The sequence below is a fragment of the Stenotrophomonas sp. GD03794 genome (genome assembly GCF_029842145.1).
In the GTDB taxonomy this organism is placed as follows: Bacteria; Pseudomonadota; Gammaproteobacteria; order Xanthomonadales; family Xanthomonadaceae; genus Stenotrophomonas; species Stenotrophomonas riyadhensis.
In genome coordinates this window covers 48,683-65,329 of the sequence record NZ_JAOCFV010000012.1, presented here as the reverse complement: position 1 = coordinate 65,329, position 16,647 = coordinate 48,683, and the positions used below count along the sequence as shown (strand labels likewise).

The following is a 16,647-nucleotide window of genomic DNA, read 5'->3' as shown; positions in this document are numbered from 1 at the left end:
GCGCGTGGTGGCGATGCCGGTGCTGCTGCTTGCATTGGCAGCCTGCGCCAAACACGGCGATGTGGCGGCCGATGCAGGCGCTACTGCCGCCGAAGCGGCCGTTGCTTCACCGGAGGGCGCATTCCTCGCCTACGAACACGACGTGCAGGTGCAGCTGGAAGCGGCGCAGATCGCACCCCGCATCCAGCAGGTGGCACAGGCCTGCCAGAGCGCGAAGTTCGGTGACTGCGCGGTGCTGCAGGTCGACCAGCGCAGTGGCGAGCAGCCCAGCGGCGAGGTCAAGGTACGCATCGCGCCGAAGGGCGCCGAGCCGTTGATCGCGATGGCCGGTGAAGGTGGCAAACTGCAGTCGCGCAACACGCGTGCCGAGGACCTCGCGCAGGCGGTGGCCGATACGGCACTGACCAAGGCGCGGCTGGAGAAGGAACACGCGCGGCTGCTGTCCTACCAGGACCGCAAGGACCTGAAGATCGAAGACCTGATGGCGATCACCACGCGGCTGTCGGAGATCGAGGCGGGTGTCGAGCAGGCCAACAAGGATGCCGCGCAGCAGCGCCGGCGCATCGATACCCAGCTGGTGACGATCCACTTCGATACCACCTCCGGCCAGCGCAGTCGCAGCGAGATCGGTGAGGCGCTGAGCGAGTCGGGCAGCATCCTCAGCACCAGCGTTGCGTTCCTGATCCGCGCGGTCGCAGCGTTGCTGCCGGTGGGCGTGCTGGCCCTGGTCGTGGCCTGGGGTGTGCGGGCGTGGTGGCGTCGCCGCCGCCGCAGGCTGCCGCCCAGCCTCTGAGGTGAAGGTTGATGCCGGCAACCCGCCGGCATCAGCCCTCGTCGGTCTCGTACTCGACGAACACGTCCAGCTCCAGTGCCAGTTCCTGCACGGCATCGCGCACCTTCTGCGCGGTGCTTTCATTGCCGACTTCCACTTCCAGTTCGTGGATGCCCGGGCCGATGTCATCGGACAGCCCGGCCGAACTGGAATCGTCGTCGTCCATGTGCGGCATCAGGTCGTCGGTTTCCTCGACATGTTCGATGCCCTCCAGGCCGAGCAGCAGGTCGCTGATCGCGCGGGCGTCGTCTTCGGTTCCGGTGATGCGCAGTCGCAGCATGGCCATGGCGTTGATACGGTGTGGGGTTACCTGCAGCCTAGCCAGCGTGAAGCAAAGAGCGGGTGAGGGCGCAGTCAGCCGTGCGTGGCCGGGCGCCCGAGCAGGCTTTCCGGCAACGCGGGAATCGGCGTGCGTTCGTCCTGCGCCTGCTCCAGCAACCAGTCGATGAACAGGCGCGCGGCGTGGCTCGGCGGTTGCCCTTCGGCGTGCACTACGTGATACGCATAGCGCGCTTTCAGTGCCGGGCCGGGCAGGCGTACCACTTCGTAGCGCTGCAGGTAGGGCTGCGCGATGTGGGTGCGTGCCAGCACCGCGCCCATGCCGTACACCGCAGCACGCATCGCATCGGTACTGTCGGCGAAGGTGTGCATCGGCGGCAGTGGCGACGGCGGGCGCACGCCGGCATGGCGGAACCAGTCACGCCAGCCCTGCGGCGACAGATCGGTCAGCAGCGGCAGGTCGGCGATGCGCGCCGGATCGACCAGCGCTTCGACTCCGGCCAGTGCCGGTGAGGCCACCGGGAACAGGTAGTCGTCCATCAGGTGCTGCGCACGCAGGCCCGGCCATTGGCCCAGGCCATAGCGGATACCGACTTCCGGACCGTTGTCGTCGTAGCGGTCCAGCCCGCTGCCGGTGTGCAGTTCGATTCGGATGTGCGGATAGGCCTGGGTGAAGCGTGGCAGCCGTGGCAGCAACCAGCAGTAGGACAGCGAGCGCAGCGTGGTGATCCGCAACGGCACGCTGTCGGCATCCGGTTGCAGGTGATGGGCGACGGCCGCGACATCGGAGAAGGCGGCGCTGGCGGCGTCGGCCAGCTGCCGGCCCTCGGCAGTCAGGCGCACGCCACGGGCGTGGCGCAGGAACAGCCGGGTCTCCAGCACCTCCTCCAGGCGGCGCACATGGTGGCTGACCGCGCTGGCGGTCAGGTGCAGTTCCTGCGCGGCCTGGGCGAAGTTCTGGTGGCGCGCGGCGACCGCGAACACGGCCAGTGCGGGGAGCAGGGAAGGGCGTAGCTGCATGTCGAGCCTCAAACCATATTTGTGGCTGGCAGCGATACTACGCGCTTGTGCGGCGGGCGTCTGCGCCCGATCCTGTCTGCCTTGGCGAGGAACAGACGATGGACGGAGGCAGGGCATGAATGTGGTCCCACAGGTGGCCGAGCGCGACTGGCGCACGCCGCTGGAATTGACCCTGCTGGGCGCCATCTGGGGCTGCTCGTTCCTGTTCATGCGGGTGGCGGTGCCGTCATTCGGCCCGTTCGCGCTGGTCGAGGTGCGGCTGGTGCTGGGTGCGCTGGTGCTGCTGCCGTTCCTGTGGCGGGCGCGTGCGCAGTTTCCGCCGCGGCGCTGGCTGTGGCTGGCACCGATCGGCTTGATCAACTCGGCGCTGCCGTTCGTGCTGTTCGCCTATGCCGCCGAACAGGCACCGGCCGCGATCGGTGCGATCTGCAATGCGATGACGGTGCTGTTCGCCGCGCTGATCGCCTTCCTGTTCTTCGGTGAGAAGATCGGCATGCGCCGTGCTGGCGCGTTGCTGGTCGGATTCGCCGGCGTGGTGGTACTGGCCACGGCCAAGGTCTCTGGCCTGAGTATCGGCACCGCGGTGCTGGCCGGTGCGGCGGCCTCGCTGCTGTACGGTCTGGGCGTGAACCTGGTGAAGCGGCACATGACCGGGCTGCCGTCGGCGGCTGCTGCGGCGGCAACGCTGTCCTGTGCTTCGCTGTGGATGCTGCCGATGGCGGTCAGCCACTGGCCGCAGGCGGCGATTCCGGCCAAGGCCTGGGGCGCAGCGATCGCGCTTGGCGTGGCCTGCACCGGGCTGGCGTTCCTGATGTTCTATCGTTTGATCGGCCGTATCGGCCCGTCGCGTGCGTCGACCGTGACCTATCTGATTCCGCTGTTCGGCGCTGCGTTCGCGTGGTTGTTCCTGGGTGAGCCGGTGACGCTGCAGATGCTGATTGCGGGTGCGTTGATTCTGGGTAGCGTGGCGGTGAGTCAGAAGGGTTGAGGTGTTTTGCACGTGGCGCGTGCTGAAGGCGCTTCATCGTTCATGGGCGTCACTTTTCTTTTCGCGCGAAAAGAAAAGTAACCAAAAGAAACGCGCCGCCAGGTCGCGAGCCGCCGTGCTTCGCACGTCGGTCCCCTGCGCTTCTCGGTGAATCAGGGGACGGTGCCGAACTCGCTGCGCTCAGACATCGGCACCTTTTCGCCCCTGATTCCCCTGCGATGCTCGGCTCACTCAAGGCGGACCCAGATCAAAGACCGCAGCTGCACCCAGTAGATCCACGCCATGCGTGGATGCCTTTGCCGTTGATCTTGACCTTCCAGTCCGCCTTGAGCGAGCCGAGCACCGCAGGTCCGGCGAGGGCGAAGAGGCGCGGGTGTCTGAGCGCAGCGAGTTCCCGCGCCGTCCCTCGACGGGCCGAGGAGCGCAGGGCACCGGTGCGTAGCACCGGCTCGCGGCCGGCGGAACGTTTCTTTTGGTTACTTTTCTTTGCGTACAAAGAAAAGTAACGCCCATGAACGATGAAGCGCCTTCAGCACGCGTAACGTGCGGAAACCATCACCGCACCGGCACCGGAACATTGCAGAGATCGATATGCCCCGCCGGGCGCTTGTAGAAATCATCCACGCGATTGCGACGCGCCTCCACCGTATCGGCGAACGTCTTCGAATCGGTGCGCAGCACCTGGATCGGCGTGCGCTCGGCCGCCGGCACATCGCTGGCGCGGCGGATCGACACGATCGGCGTGCGCAGCTTCGGGTCGGTGTAGAAGCCCATCGGCGCCGGGCCGCGCGGGATCGCGCTGAGCAGTTCCATGCCCTTCAACACGCGACCGACCAGGGTGATGTTGCGGTCCAGCTGGCGCGGCGACTGGCCGGTTACCACATAGAGTTCGGCGCCGATGCTGCTGTCTTCCTCGTTGCTGCGGCCCGCGCCGAGCATGCCGTAGCAATGCGCCAGCCAGGCCTTGCCGGCCTGCGGGTCCTGGCCGACCGGGAAGCCGTCGACGAATCCAGTCTGCGCCGCCCAGCCATCGCGGTCCGGCAGCACGTTCACCTTCAGTCCGGTGCTGGCGCGTTCGAATTCGGCCGGCAGCTTGCGCGCGGCGCTGCCGAACGGTTTGGCCCTGGTCGCGTCATCGGCGTCGGCATCGCCGAACTGCACCACGAAATTGTCCTGCGAGCGGTAGATGCTGGTGCCGTCCCAGAAGTGCTCGTGGGCGAAGGTCTGGATGTTGGCGACATGGCGCGGGGCGAACTGCGGCGCCAGCTCGATGATCACCCGCCCGGCCGGCAGGTCCATGTACAGCAGGTTGGCCGGGTCCGGGGTGCGCCAGTCGCTGGCCGCTGACGCATCGAGGATCTGCTGCGGGCTGCGGTAGGGCATGGCCGCGCCGGCCAGGACGGGCAGCAGGCAGGACAGGGCGAGGGCGGTCAGGGCAAGGCGACGACGGTGCGGCATGGGAACCCCGGAACATGAACGAGGCTTCGATTCTGCGCGAGCGGCCCGGCCACGCCAACCGGCACGATGACTAACGACACATTCGCTATACCGAACTTCGCACTACTGTGGACTTCAACGTAGTGGAGGGCCGGTCATGTCCGAGGACGATGTCCAGCTGAAGAAGTTCCAGAAGGAGCTCAGCGCCGGAACGGTGTCGCTGGCCCTGCTGGCGGTGCTGGCCCGGGCCGGGGAGCCGCTGTACGGCTACCTCATTGCCAAGGAGCTGGAGCGGGTGGGCGAGGGCGTGCTGAGCGGCAAGCAGAGCGCGCTGTACCCGGTGCTGCGCAACCTGGAGGGCGCCGGCCTGCTGGAAAGCCACGTGGAGCCGTCCAGCAGCGGGCCGCCGCGGCGCTACTACCGCATCAATGAACGTGGCCGCGAGGTGCTGGCGCAATGGCGCCAGGCCTGGCAGGCCACACGCGATTCCGTCGATTCCGTGTTGGAGGGGGTACCGCAATGAACGACCCGAGCCTGGCAGGCCGAGCCCTGCCCACGACCATCCCGCAGTACCTGGCGCAGCTGCGCGCGGCGCTGGAAGGCGCCGACCCGGCGATGGTGCAGGACGCCCTGTACGACGCCGAGGAATACCTGCGCTCGGAACTGGCCGCGCAGCCCGGCCGCAGCGAGGCCGAGGTGATCGCCGACGTTGCCGGCAGCTACGGTGCGCCGGACGAGGTAGCCGAAATCTACCGCGAGACCGAAGTGACGGTGAATCGCGCGCTGCGTACACCGCGTGCGGATACCGCACCGGTGCTGCGTGCGGCGGCGGAAGCCAGTGGCGTCGAGCCGGCCGCACCCCCGCCGGTACCGGTGCCGCGTTCGCTGCTGGCGCGCTTCTTCGGCGTGGTGACGGATCCGCATACCTACGGTGCGCTGTTCTACATGCTGCTGTCGCTGGCCACCGGCATCTTCTTCTTCACCTGGGTGGTCACCGGGCTGTCGCTGTCGCTGGGTTTGATGATCCTGATCATCGGCATCCCGTTGACGGTGCTGTTCTTCGGTTCGGTGCGCGGGCTGGCGTTGCTGGAAGGGCGCCTGGTGGAAGCGCTGCTGGGCGAGCGCATGCCGCGTCGTCCGCGCTACACCGACCGCAGCCGCACCTGGCTGCAGCGCATCGGGGACATGTTCACCGACGGCCGCACCTGGCTGACCCTGCTGTACTTCGTGCTGATGCTGCCGCTGGGCGTCATCTACTTCACCATCGCGGTGACGCTGCTGTCGCTGTCGCTGAGCCTGATCTGGGCGCCGGTCGCGGCGATCTTCAGTGGCGACATCCCCGGCGTGTACGTCAACGACGTGAACGTGCTGCCGATGGCGGCCTCGCCGCTGGTGGCGATCGCGGTGGCGGCCGTGGGCGCGTTGCTGCTGGTGCTGACCCTGCATCTGGCACGCGGGATCGGCAAGCTGCATGGGCTGATCGCCAAGAACCTGCTGGTGCGGCTGTAAGCGGTCAGGGGTCGGATCCCTGTTCGCAGAACAGGACTCTGACCCCGGATCTGATCGTGCTGGGGTCAGAGCCCTTTCCGCTGGAAAGGGATCCGACCCCGGGAGCGCCAACCAAGGTTGGCATCTACCAGGGCGCACCGACCAAGGTCGGTACCCACCCTGGGCGGTTTACCCCGCCTTGCGGCGCAACGGAGTGACGTTGCTCTTCTTCTTCGTAGCCTTCGCCGCAGGTGCTTCGGCATGCGCGGCGAAGAAATCGCGCACTTTCGGGTACACCACCTCGCGCCAGCGACGGCCGCTGAAGATGCCGTAGTGGCCGGCACCTTCGACGATGAAATGCTCGCGGCGGTCAGCGTCGATGCCGGTGCACAGCGCCTGCGCCGCTTCGGTCTGGCCGAGGCCGGCGATGTCGTCCAGCTCGCCTTCGATGCTCAGCAGCGCGGTATCGCGGATCGCCGACGGATCGACCTTCTCGCCGTTGACCACCCACTCGCCACGCGGCAGCAGGAAGTCCTGGAACACCACGGAAATCGTATCCAGGTAGTACTTGGCGGGCATGTCCAGCACCGCGTTGTACTCGTCGTAGAAACGACGGTGTGCGTCGGCGTCTTCCAGGTCGCCCTTGACCAGGTCGGTGTAGAAATCCCAGTGCGAGCTGAAGTGGCGGCTCGGGTTCATCGACAGGAACCCGGCGTGCTGCAGGAAGCCCGGGTACACGCGGCGGCCGGCGCCGGGATAGCTGGCCGGCACGGTGTGGATGACGTTGTTCTCGAACCACGACAGCGGGTTCTGCGTGGCCAGGTTGTTCACTGCGGTCGGGCTGCAGCGTGCATCGATCGGGCCACCCATCATCACCAGCGTGCGCGGCGTCGGCTCGCCACGGCTGGCCATCAGCGAAACCGCAGCCAGCACCGGTACGGTCGGCTGGCACACACTCACCACGTGCAGGCGCTCCACGCCGAGGTGGCGGATGAACTCCTGGATGTAGGCGATGTAGTCGTCCAGGCCGAACTCGCCTTCGCTGGCCGGCACCATGCGCGCGTCGACCCAGTCGGTCACATACACGCGGTGGTCGCGCAGCAGCGTGCGCACGGTGTCGCGCAGCAGCGTGGCATGGTGGCCGGACAGCGGCGCCACCACCAGCACGAACGGCTGGTTGAGCATGGTGTGCAGCTGGTCGGCTTCATTGCTGTGGCGCTTGAAACGCAGCAGCTTGCAGAACGGCTTGCTCACTTCCTCGTGCACGACGATCGGCACGCGCTCGCCCTCGACGTCGATTTCGTTGATGCCCCACTCGGGCTTCTCGTAATCCTTGCCGATGCGGTGGAAGAGTTCATTGACCGCCGCCAGGCGATCAGCACCGGGCATCTGCGACCACCAGTGGCCCTGGTTGGCGAAGAACCTGGCGTTGGCCTGGGCCTGGTGCACCCAGGGGGCGAGCAGGTTGCGGGTCAGTTCGTGCAGTTGATAGAGCATGACGACCGAATATGTATGGTCATATGTTGCCGCGCAGCATATCCCATCCGGGTGTCCCGCAGGTTAAGTTGGCTGAAAATAATGAATCCGGATTCACATCCGTTCCAGCGCGGCCGCATCGCCTGCCAGGGCGGGACCGAGCCAGCAATGCGACCCTACCGGCTGCAGACCGTGCCGGGCCAGCGTCCGCCGGTACCAGCGCGCCGGGCGGGCCTGGAAACCCTCGTGGTCGCCCTCGAACGCGTCCTCGGCGGCGAAGGTCTCCAGGAAGGCCACGCCGCCGGTCAGCTCCGCCACGCCGGCCAGTCCGGCACGCAGCTCACGGTCGGGCACGTAGTGCATCACGTCCGAGCAGATCAGCAGGTCGACCGGGGCGCAGGGCCGCAGCCAGGCGAAATCACCGAAGCGGGCCAGGTGCAGGTTGCGGGTGCGGCCGTAGCGGCGCACAGCGTACTCGCTGCTGTCGAAGCCGAGGTATTCGACCTTCGGACGCAGCTTCAGCAGCGGCGCACGCCAGGCGCCTTCGCCGCAGCCGATATCCAGCACGCTGCGGATCGGCCGCTCCAGGTAGTACTCGGCGCTGGCCACGGCCAACGCGACCTTGCGCGCCAGGCGGGCGCTGCCGCCGATGTCGGCACGGCGGTACCAGCGTTGGAAATAGGCGGCGTCGTAGGTCTTGTCCATGGGCGGCGTGCGGTCAGGATCGGGAAAGCGGTGCCTATCGTACGGTGTTGCGGCGCGCCATGCGTCGATGTGTCGCGGCGCTGGCGCGTGGGGTGGCCCGTTCACGTCATGCGAGAATGACGGCCAACCTACGCCAGCCGCCGGAGCGAGCGCATGCAGAGCTACTACTGGGTCAAGACCTTCCACATCGTGTTCGTGGTGGCGTGGATGGCCACGGTGTTCTACCTGCCGCGCATCCTGGTGAATCTGGCCGAGACTGCAGGCCAGCCGGCGGTGACCGAGCGCCTGCAGCTGATGGGCCTGCGCCTGTACCGCTTCGGCCACTCGATGTTCGGCCTGGCGTTCCTGCTGGGTCTGGTGCTGTGGCTGGGCTACAAGGTCATTCCGGATTTCCCGACCATGGTCGCGCCCGGCGGCGCCGGTTGGCTGCATGCCAAACTGGGGCTGGTGGTGGTGCTGCTGGCGTATTTCATCTGGATCGGGCGGTTGCTGAAGGGTGCGTCCAAGGGCAGGGCGCTGCCGTCGTCGCGCGCGTTGCGCTGGATCAACGAGATCCCGCTGCTGGCGTTCATTCCGATCGTGTGGCTGGTGCTGGCCAAGCCGTTCTGAGTGGGGTCATCTGTACCCGGTAGATCCACGCCATGCGTGGATGCCGCCAGGGCGCAAACGAAAGAGCCGGGCATCTGCCCGGCTCTTTCGTTTCTGCAATCACCTGCGTGTTGCCGGCCAGCGGCCGGCACTACCGGGCTTAGGCCGCTTCGTACGTGCCGTAGCTGCGCAGGCGGGTGTAGCGCTGCTCCAGCAGCTGCTCGGTGGACAGCTTTTCCAGCGCATCCAGTTCGTTCAGCAGCACGGCCTTCAGGCGCTTGGCCATCTGCGTCGGGTTGCGGTGGGCGCCACCGGTCGGCTCGCGCACGACCTTGTCGACCAGGCCCAGACTCTTCAGGCGCGGGGCGGTCAGGCCCAGCTGCTCGGCGGCATCCTTGGCCTTGCCGGCGTCCTTCCACAGGATCGAGGCGCAGCCTTCCGGGGTGATGGTCGAGTACACCGAGTACTCCAGCATCACGGTGCGGTCGCCCACGCCCAGCGCCAGCGCGCCGCCGGAGCCGCCTTCACCGATCACGGTGCAGATGATCGGCACCTTCAGTTCGGCCATCTCGATCAGGTTGCGTGCGATCGCTTCGGACTGGCCACGCGATTCGGCATCGATGCCCGGCCAGGCGCCGGCGGTGTCGATCAGGGTCAGCACCGGCAGGCCGAAGCGCTCGGCCATCTTCATCAGGCGCAGGGCCTTGCGGTAGCCCTCCGGCTTGGGCATGCCGAAGTTGCGCTTGATCTTTTCCTTGGTGTCACGGCCCTTCTGGTGGCCGATCACCATCACCGCGCGGCCGTTGATGCGGGCCAGGCCACCCATGATGGCCTTGTCGTCGGCGAAGGCGCGGTCGCCTGCCAGCTCCTGGAACTCATCGCAGATGATGCGGATGTAGTCGGCGGTGTACGGGCGCGACGGATGACGGGCCAGCTGCAGCACCTGCCACGAGGTCAGGTTGCGGAAGATCTGCGCGGTGCGCATGCGCAGCTTGTCCTGCAGCGCGTGCACTTCCGCCTCGACATTGACCGCCGGCCCGGCACTGGCGTTGCGCAGTTCCTGGATCTTGGCTTCCAGGTCGGCGATGGGTTGCTCGAAGTCGAGGTAGTTCGGATTCATCGGAAGCCGTCGTGTAAAGAAGAGGGGAATTCTAGCCGAATGCGTGCAAACCACCCGTACGCCTTCGTCTGGAAGGCGACGGTAGCGCAGCCGGGCAGGGGGCGCCAGTCAGCTCAGGGCACCACCAGGGCGCTGCGGCCCATCAGCTGGCTGCGCTGGGAGACGAAGTCGTTGTAGGCCTCGTTGGCCTCCCGGCCCAGGTTGCCGCCGAGGGTGGCAGTGGCCGAGGTGAAGGCCATCTGCGCGCCGAAGTCCTGCTTGCGCAGGGCCTTCTGTTCTTCGGCGGTGGTGGCCTTCAGCCAGCGCGCATAGACCTCGCGCAGCGGCGCGGCATGCGCCTCGAAGGCCGGCACCAGCGCCGGCAGGCTGGCCGGGGCCGGTTCCAGGCTGAATGCCGGCGCCACGTAGCCGGCGGGCTGCTCGCGCTTGAACGCGCCGGGTTCACCCATGCCTTCTTCCACGTAGGCGATGAAATCCGGCGCGGTGAATACCTTGGCCACGATCTGCCCGCCGCTGGAATCGACGTGGGCGACCACCTTTTCCTTCGGGAACGGTTCGCGCACGCCGTAGGTCCAGGTCTTGTCGATGAACAGTTCGTGGCGCTTCTCGAACGGACCTTCGAAGTCGACCCCGCCAAGTTCGATGCCCTTGTTGCCGACGCCGAAGTTCTTCAGCTTGCTCTCGTCGGTGACATAGACCTCGCGGGCGATCACGTACTCGCTGAGGGTCGGATTGATCAGGCCGCCACGACCGTCGACGTAGACGATGAAGCGCACGTCGCCGAGCTTGTCGGTGTGCAGGCGGTGCTCGCCGATGGCCAGCGAGACCGGGCGCGAGCCCTGCGCGGCCACCGGCAGGTCCTGCCCGTCGATGCTCAACGCCAGCGGCGTGTCGGTCGGGTTGTCGATCTGGAACTCGATCTTCGACGGGGAGCAGGCGGCCAGGACCAGTGCGGCAGCGAACGGGAACAGCAGGGTCTTCATCGGCAATCGTCCTTGATACTTGGAACGGGGAAACAGGAACACGAGGGCGCCCGACTCAACTGGCCCACGGCGGGCTGTAGCGCACCTTCAGGGTGCGCACGGCCGGGTCGGCGCGCAGCGCCTCCATCAGCTTGGAGTCGATGCGTACCGCGCTCTGCCCGGAGACATCGAGCATGCCGGCGACACCGCCGTGCGGTCCCTTCAGCAGCAGGTCCAGGCGCAGTGGCGTTCGCCCCGGGCGATGGCGGTCGAGCAGCGCATCGATGCGCTCCCAGACCGGGCGCTGCTGGCGCAGGTCCAGGCGCAGCGACAGGCGCGTGGCGTAGTTGGCGCAGACTTCGTCGAAGTCCCAGCACTGGCGGATGCGCAGCGCGAAGCCGCCGTTGAATTCGTCCTCGCGCAGGCCGCCCTTGACCACCAGGATGCGGTCCTTGGTCATCAGGTGGCCGAACTCGGCCATCGCGTCGGAGAATGCGCTGCACTCGACGCGGCCGCGGCCATCCTCGAGCTGGATGAAGATCTGGCTCTCGCCCTTGCGGCGCACGCCGACCACCTGGCCGGCCAGCACGGTCTGCACTTCCGGGCGCCAGCGCTTCTCACCGCCACCACCGCCGCCACTGTTGGCGCTCCAGATCTTCTCCACCGAGCCCAGGTCGTTGCCGACCAGGTCGCGCACATCGTCGCGCCACGGGTCGAACGGATGGCCGCTGAGGTAGAAGCCCAGCGTGTCGCGCTCGCCGTTCAGGCGCTGGAGCAGCGGCCATTCCTCAGCTTCAGGCAGGTCCAGCTGGATCGTGGTCGCGCTCGGGTCGGGGCCGCCGAACAGCGAGTTCTGGCCCGACGCACGTTCGCGCGCCATCTGGTCGGTGGCCTTGATCACCTCCGGCAGCTGCAGCATCAGCGAGGCGCGGTTATGGCCGAGTTCGTCCAGTGCGCCGCAGTTGATCATCGCTTCCAGCGTGCGCCGGTTGAGCTTGGCCGAACCGACGCGGGTACAGAAGTCGAGCAGGTCCTTGTACTCGCCGCCCTTCAGGCGTTCGTCGACCACCGCTTCGCAGGCACCCTGGCCGACGCCCTTGATTGCGCCCAGACCGTACTGGATGGTGTCCGGCGTCACCGCCTCGAACATGAAGGCCGATTGGTTCACCTTCGGCGGCAGCACGGTCAGGCCGAGATTGCGCACCTCGTCGAGGAAGCCGACCACCTTGTCGGTGTTGTCGAGGTCGGAAGACAGCGTGGCCGCCATGAACTCGGCGGGGTAGTGGCGCTTCAGCCACGCGGTCTGGTAGCTGACCAGTGCATATGCAGCGGCGTGGGACTTGTTGAAGCCGTAACCGGCGAACTTCTCCATCAGGTCGAAGATCGCATCGGCCTTGGCTTCGTCCACACCATCCTTGGCCGCACCTTCGCGGAAGATCTCGCGGTGCTTGGCCATTTCCGCCGGCACCTTCTTGCCCATCGCGCGGCGCAGCAGGTCAGCGCCGCCCAGCGAGTAGCCGCCGACGATCTGCGCCATCTGCATCACCTGCTCCTGGTACACCATGATGCCGTAGGTGTCCTTCAGGATCGCTTCGGTGCGCGGATCGGGATAGATGATTTCTTCCTGGCCGTGCTTACGCGCGTTGAAGGAGGGAATCAGGTCCATCGGGCCGGGTCGGTACAGCGACACCAGCGCGATCAGGTCTTCGAAACGGTCGGGGCGCGCGTCCTTCAGCAGGCGGCGCATGCCCGAGGATTCGAACTGGAACACCGCGCCGGTATTGCCGTTGGCGAAGATGTCCTTGTAGGTGGGCGTGTCGTCCAGCGGGATCGCGGCGATGTCCACCGGCGGGATGCCGGCGCGCTCATGGCGCTTGTTGATCGCCTTCACCGCCCAGTCGATGATGGTCAGCGTGCGCAGGCCAAGGAAGTCGAACTTCACCAGGCCCACTTCTTCCACGTCGTTCTTGTCGAACTGGGTGACCGGGTTCTTGCCGAGTCCGTTCTCGTCGTGTTCGGCGTACAGCGGGCAGAACTCGCTCAGCGGCTCGGGACCGATCACCACGCCACCGGCGTGCTTGCCGGCGTTGCGGGTCAGGTCTTCCAGCTGCAGCGCCAGATCGATCAGGTCGCGGACATCGTCCTCGGTCTCGTAGCGCTGGATCAGTTCGGCCGAGGCCATTTCCGAGCTCGGGCCTTCCTTGCCCTTGCCCAGCGCATCCTTCAGGTGGATGCCGAGGATGTTGGGGATCAGCTTGGAGACGCCGTCGACCAGGCCGTACGGGAAACCGAGCACGCGGCCGGAGTCGCGCACCACCGCCTTGGCGGCCATGGTGCCGTAGGTGATGATCTGGCTGACGCGCTCGCGCCCGTACTTGCGTGCGACGTAGTCGATCACTTCATCGCGGCGGTCCATGCAGAAGTCGATGTCGAAGTCGGGCATCGACACGCGTTCCGGGTTCAGGAAGCGCTCGAACAGCAGGTTGTACGGCAGCGGGTCCAGATCGGTGATCTTCAGCGCCCACGCCACCAGCGAACCGGCACCCGAACCACGGCCGGGACCGATCGGAATGCCCTGGTTCTTGCCCCACTGGATGAAGTCGGCCACGATCAGGAAGTAGCCCGGGAAGCCCATCTTGATGATGGTGTTGAGCTCGAATTCCAGGCGCTCGAAGTACTCTTCGCGGGTCTTGCCCGGCGCCAGCGGATTCTTCTCCAGGCGCTCTTCCAGGCCGTCGCGCGACATCTTCTGGATCCAGGTGTCCAGGGTCTCGTCGTCCGGCACCGGGTAGTTGGGCAGGAAGTAGGTGCCCAGCCGCATCTCGATGTTGCAGCGCTCGGCCAGCGCCAGCGTGTTGTCGATCGCATCGGGAATGTCGGCGAACAGCGCGCACATCTCCTCGGCCGACTTCAGGTACTGCTGGTCGCTGTATTCGCGTGGGCGCTTGGGGTCGTCCAGCACGCGGCCGGTGGAAATGCACACGCGCGCTTCGTGCGCGCTGAAATCCGATGGCGACAGGAAGCGCACGTCATTGCTGGCCACCACCGGCAACCCGCGCTGGCCGGCGGCCATCAGCGCGAACTGGTTGAAGGTTTCCTCGCCCTCGCGGCCGGTGCGGGTCAGCTCCAGGTGCAGGCCATCGCCGAACACGCGCTGCCAGTCGGCCAGCTGCTGCTCAGCCAGCTCATGCTTTCCGTCCAGCGCCAGGCGCCCGGCCAGGCTCTGCCGGCCGGCCAGCGCGAACAGGTTGGCATTGCCGGCCTTCAGCCAGTCCGGGTGCACGGCCACGCCGCCTTCCGGGCGATGACCTTCCATCCAGGCGCGGGTCAGCAACCGCGACAGGCTCAGGTAGCCCTCGCGATCGCGGCACAGCAGGGTCATCCGCCACGGGTCCTGGCCTTCCTCGGCGATCAGCACATCGGCGCCGGCGATCGGCTTGATGCCCACGCCTTCGGCGGCCTTGTAGAACTTGACCAGGGCGAACAGGTTGTTGAGGTCGGTTACCGCCAGCGCGGGCATGCCGAGTTCGACCGAGCGCGACAGCAGGTTGGCCTGCTTGGCCTTCTTCGGGTCCGCCTGGTCGGGCTTGGCCGGCACGCGGATGGTCGAGTCCGCCAGCGAGAACTCGGTGTGGACGTGGAGATGTACGAAGCGGGAGTTGGACATGCCGGACCAGGTTGGAGCGCGCGGGCCCCGGGTGCTGACGGAAGATCGTCGCCGGGGTCGGGATGCGCTGGAGTGCCCGGTCAGGGTAGCGAGGGCAGGGGGAAGCGACAAGGACTTGACGGTGCGCCGATTGCGCGAATGTCGCCGGGCATGGCCCGGCGCCAGCGGAGGCGTTCACATTGCCGTGAAAGCGCCGGACGATACCCGGCAGCCGTTGTTCAAGCGATGGCTGTGATCGCGGGGGCTGGCGCTGTTTCCAGGCACTCGCGCACCGGGGCGAAGCTGCGCCGGTGCTCCACGCAGGGGCCGTGCTCGCGCAGGGCGGCCAGGTGGGCCGGGGTGCCATAGCCCTTGTGCTGCTCGAAGCCGTACTGCGGGTGGCGGGCATGCACCTCCTGCATGTAGCGGTCGCGCGAGACCTTGGCCAGGATCGAGGCGGCCATGATCGCGCGGTCGATGCCATCGCCGCCGACCAGCGCCTGCGCCGGCAGTACCAGCCCCTTGGGCACCACGTTGCCATCGATGCGCGCGAAGCCGGCCACGTGGGCGACCGCTGCGACCACGTCGCGCATGCCCTGCAGGGTGGCCTGGTAGATGTTCAGACGGTCGATGGTGTCCACGTCCACCAGCACCACATGCCAGGCCAGGGCCCGCTCGATGATGCGGTCATGCAGCTGCTCGCGGCGCGCCGCGGTCAGCTGCTTGGAATCGTCCAGGCCGTTGATCCGCGGCCGTGCCGGGTCGAACACCACGGCCGCCACCGCGACCGGCCCGGCCAGCGGGCCACGACCGGCTTCGTCGACGCCGGCGACCAGGCGCTCCGGTTCGACCACCGCCGCGCCATCGAACAGGGTCAGGCTGGCCGCTGCGGCGTGGCGGCGGCTCATGCCTGGGCCTGGTCGCGCATCAGCAGCTCGCCGACGGCGTCGGCGGCACGTGCCGACGCATTGCGGCGCAGGCGCTCATGCAGGCGCGCGTAGGTATCCTGCAGGTCGGTCACCCGTTGCGGATGGTCGAACCATTGCTGGATGGCGGCGGCCAGCTTGTCCGGGGTGCAGTCGTGCTGCATCAGCTCCGGCGCCAGGTCCTGGCCGGCCAGGATGTTGGGCAGGGCAAAGCGGTCGACCTTGATCAGGCCCAGCGCCTTGACCAGGCGGTAGGTCAGTTCGTTGACGCGGTAACCAACCACCATCGGCCGCTTCACCAGCATGGCTTCCAGGGTTGCGGTGCCGGAGGCCAGCACCACCACGTCGGCAGCGATCATCGCGTTGCGCGCCTGGCCGTCCAGCACATGCGAGTACGCGACCGGCAACGCCGAGCGTGACAGCTGCTCTTCGATCAGGCGCTTGCAGGCGGGGTTGGCGGCAGGCACTACCACGTGCAGGCCGGGGATGCGCTCGGAGACCTGCCAGGCGGCCTCGAAGAACGGTTCACCGAGGCGCGAGATTTCACCCAGGCGGCTGCCTGGCAGCACCGCCAGCACCTTGGCCGACGTCGGCAGGCCAAGCGCTGCGCGCGCTTCCTCGCGGTTGCCCTGCAGGGGGATGTCATCGGCCATCGGATGGCCAACGAAGCGTGCGTCGATGCCGTGCTTGGCATAGATCGGGGGTTCCATCGGGAACAGGCACAGCACCAGGTCAGCGCTGCTGCCGATCTTCTCGGCGCGCTTCTCGCGCCAGGCCCAGACCGAGGGGCTCACGTAATGCACGGTGCGCACGCCGCGCTGCTTCAGCCAGCGTTCGATGCCCAGGTTGAAGTCGGGCGCGTCGATGCCGATGAACACGTCCGGCTGCCATTCCAGTGCACGCTGGCGAAACGCGGAACGCAGTTTCAGCAGGCGTGGCAGGTGGCGCAGTACTTCGGTCAGGCCCATCACCGCCAGCTCGCTGGCATCGTGCCAGGTCAGGCAGCCGGCGCTGCGCATGGCATCGCCACCGATGCCGGCGAATTCGGCATTCGGAAAGCGTGCCTTCAGCTCGCGCACCAGGCCCGCACCCAGCAGATCACCGGAGGCCTCACCGGCCACCAGTGCGATCCGCAACGGGCGCTCGCTGAGCACCCGCTGCGCGGGGACGCTGCCGGCCA

14 protein-coding genes and 1 pseudogene are annotated in these 16,647 nt (G+C 67.2%); 5 read left to right on the top strand and 10 right to left on the bottom strand.

From position 1 onward, the window contains the following. Window positions 1-13: 13 nt before the first annotated feature. On the top strand, window positions 14-793 hold the full coding sequence (locus tag N5D91_RS08995; RefSeq protein ID WP_180854223.1) for a DUF4349 domain-containing protein: 780 nt from the start codon (window positions 14-16) through the stop codon (window positions 791-793). A gap of 31 nt (window positions 794-824) precedes the next feature. On the opposite strand, the gene N5D91_RS08990 is transcribed toward N5D91_RS08995, so the two are convergent. Further along, entirely contained in the window at window positions 825-1,118 is a 294-nt protein-coding gene (locus N5D91_RS08990; RefSeq protein ID WP_005408721.1) for a hypothetical protein, read from the bottom strand. Between the two features lie 68 nt (window positions 1,119-1,186). Then, window positions 1,187-2,131, bottom strand: a complete 945-nt coding sequence (locus N5D91_RS08985) for a LysR substrate-binding domain-containing protein (RefSeq protein ID WP_110711693.1) — start codon at window positions 2,129-2,131, stop codon at window positions 1,187-1,189. A 115-nt stretch (window positions 2,132-2,246) separates the two neighbouring features. On the opposite strand from N5D91_RS08985, the gene N5D91_RS08980 reads away from it, so the two are divergent. Beyond that, window positions 2,247-3,119 carry a DMT family transporter gene (locus N5D91_RS08980; RefSeq protein WP_180854212.1) on the top strand — a complete coding sequence of 291 codons (873 nt, stop codon included), beginning with the start codon at window positions 2,247-2,249 and terminating at the stop codon, window positions 3,117-3,119. Window positions 3,120-3,674: 555 nt separating this feature from the next. Here N5D91_RS08980 and N5D91_RS08975 read toward each other — a convergent pair. Next, window positions 3,675-4,577 carry a peptidylprolyl isomerase gene (locus N5D91_RS08975; protein ID WP_180854213.1) on the bottom strand — a complete coding sequence of 301 codons (903 nt, stop codon included), beginning with the start codon at window positions 4,575-4,577 and terminating at the stop codon, window positions 3,675-3,677. Between the two features lie 136 nt (window positions 4,578-4,713). Between N5D91_RS08975 and N5D91_RS08970 the strand changes: the two genes are divergently transcribed. Both N5D91_RS08970 and N5D91_RS08965 read left to right on the top strand, forming a co-directional pair. Further along, window positions 4,714-5,079 carry a PadR family transcriptional regulator gene (locus N5D91_RS08970; RefSeq protein ID WP_032128337.1) on the top strand — a complete coding sequence of 122 codons (366 nt, stop codon included), beginning with the start codon at window positions 4,714-4,716 and terminating at the stop codon, window positions 5,077-5,079. Beyond that, the gene (locus N5D91_RS08965) at window positions 5,076-6,065 is read left to right on the top strand and encodes a sensor domain-containing protein (protein ID WP_180854214.1); all 990 of its coding nucleotides are present in this window, start codon (window positions 5,076-5,078) and stop codon (window positions 6,063-6,065) included. The genes N5D91_RS08970 and N5D91_RS08965 overlap by 4 nt, the downstream gene beginning before the upstream one ends. Window positions 6,066-6,233: 168 nt before the next feature. Here the strand turns inward: N5D91_RS08965 and phaZ are convergent, their stop codons facing one another. Further along, window positions 6,234-7,541, bottom strand: a complete 1,308-nt coding sequence (gene phaZ, locus N5D91_RS08960) for a polyhydroxyalkanoate depolymerase (RefSeq protein ID WP_180854215.1) — start codon at window positions 7,539-7,541, stop codon at window positions 6,234-6,236. 93 nt (window positions 7,542-7,634) lie between these two features. Next, entirely contained in the window at window positions 7,635-8,225 is a 591-nt protein-coding gene (locus tag N5D91_RS08955; protein ID WP_032128334.1) for a class I SAM-dependent methyltransferase, read from the bottom strand. Between the two features lie 153 nt (window positions 8,226-8,378). On the opposite strand from N5D91_RS08955, the gene N5D91_RS08950 reads away from it, so the two are divergent. Continuing rightward, window positions 8,379-8,834 carry a CopD family protein gene (locus N5D91_RS08950; protein ID WP_110711699.1) on the top strand — a complete coding sequence of 152 codons (456 nt, stop codon included), beginning with the start codon at window positions 8,379-8,381 and terminating at the stop codon, window positions 8,832-8,834. A gap of 139 nt (window positions 8,835-8,973) precedes the next feature. Here the strand turns inward: N5D91_RS08950 and N5D91_RS08945 are convergent, their stop codons facing one another. From N5D91_RS08945 to lpxB, 5 genes and pseudogenes are all read right to left on the bottom strand, one after another. Next, window positions 8,974-9,933 carry an acetyl-CoA carboxylase carboxyltransferase subunit alpha gene (locus N5D91_RS08945; protein WP_110711700.1) on the bottom strand — a complete coding sequence of 320 codons (960 nt, stop codon included), beginning with the start codon at window positions 9,931-9,933 and terminating at the stop codon, window positions 8,974-8,976. Between the two features lie 113 nt (window positions 9,934-10,046). After that, entirely contained in the window at window positions 10,047-10,916 is an 870-nt protein-coding gene (locus tag N5D91_RS08940) for a hypothetical protein (RefSeq protein WP_180854216.1), read from the bottom strand. A gap of 55 nt (window positions 10,917-10,971) precedes the next feature. Further along, window positions 10,972-14,562 (bottom strand): DNA polymerase III subunit alpha, encoded by a 3,591-nt coding sequence (gene dnaE, locus N5D91_RS08935; protein ID WP_110711702.1) that lies wholly within the window; start codon window positions 14,560-14,562, stop codon window positions 10,972-10,974. Window positions 14,563-14,780: 218 nt separating this feature from the next. Beyond that, window positions 14,781-15,449, bottom strand: a complete 669-nt coding sequence (locus tag N5D91_RS08930) for a ribonuclease HII (protein ID WP_049461544.1) — start codon at window positions 15,447-15,449, stop codon at window positions 14,781-14,783. Beyond that, a pseudogene (lpxB, locus tag N5D91_RS08925) lies at window positions 15,446-16,609 on the bottom strand (lipid-A-disaccharide synthase); the annotation flags it as partial. The gene N5D91_RS08930 and the pseudogene lpxB, both read right to left, overlap by 4 nt. Window positions 16,610-16,647 lie beyond the last annotated feature (38 nt).

Excerpts from the sequence above, each read along its gene's own strand:
- N5D91_RS08995 (WP_180854223.1), top strand. The coding sequence starts at position 14 with ATGCCGGTGCTGCTGCTTGCATTGGCAGCCTGCGCCAAACACGGCGAT.
- N5D91_RS08990 (WP_005408721.1), bottom strand. The coding sequence starts at position 1,118 with ATGGCCATGCTGCGACTGCGCATCACCGGAACCGAAGACGACGCCCGC.
- N5D91_RS08985 (WP_110711693.1), bottom strand. The coding sequence starts at position 2,131 with ATGCAGCTACGCCCTTCCCTGCTCCCCGCACTGGCCGTGTTCGCGGTC.
- N5D91_RS08980 (WP_180854212.1), top strand. The coding sequence starts at position 2,247 with ATGAATGTGGTCCCACAGGTGGCCGAGCGCGACTGGCGCACGCCGCTG.
- N5D91_RS08975 (WP_180854213.1), bottom strand. The coding sequence starts at position 4,577 with ATGCCGCACCGTCGTCGCCTTGCCCTGACCGCCCTCGCCCTGTCCTGC.
- N5D91_RS08970 (WP_032128337.1), top strand. The coding sequence starts at position 4,714 with ATGTCCGAGGACGATGTCCAGCTGAAGAAGTTCCAGAAGGAGCTCAGC.
- N5D91_RS08965 (WP_180854214.1), top strand. The coding sequence starts at position 5,076 with ATGAACGACCCGAGCCTGGCAGGCCGAGCCCTGCCCACGACCATCCCG.
- phaZ (WP_180854215.1), bottom strand. The coding sequence starts at position 7,541 with ATGCTCTATCAACTGCACGAACTGACCCGCAACCTGCTCGCCCCCTGG.
- N5D91_RS08955 (WP_032128334.1), bottom strand. The coding sequence starts at position 8,225 with ATGGACAAGACCTACGACGCCGCCTATTTCCAACGCTGGTACCGCCGT.
- N5D91_RS08950 (WP_110711699.1), top strand. The coding sequence starts at position 8,379 with ATGCAGAGCTACTACTGGGTCAAGACCTTCCACATCGTGTTCGTGGTG.
- N5D91_RS08945 (WP_110711700.1), bottom strand. The coding sequence starts at position 9,933 with ATGAATCCGAACTACCTCGACTTCGAGCAACCCATCGCCGACCTGGAA.
- N5D91_RS08940 (WP_180854216.1), bottom strand. The coding sequence starts at position 10,916 with ATGAAGACCCTGCTGTTCCCGTTCGCTGCCGCACTGGTCCTGGCCGCC.
- dnaE (WP_110711702.1), bottom strand. The coding sequence starts at position 14,562 with ATGTCCAACTCCCGCTTCGTACATCTCCACGTCCACACCGAGTTCTCG.
- N5D91_RS08930 (WP_049461544.1), bottom strand. The coding sequence starts at position 15,449 with ATGAGCCGCCGCCACGCCGCAGCGGCCAGCCTGACCCTGTTCGATGGC.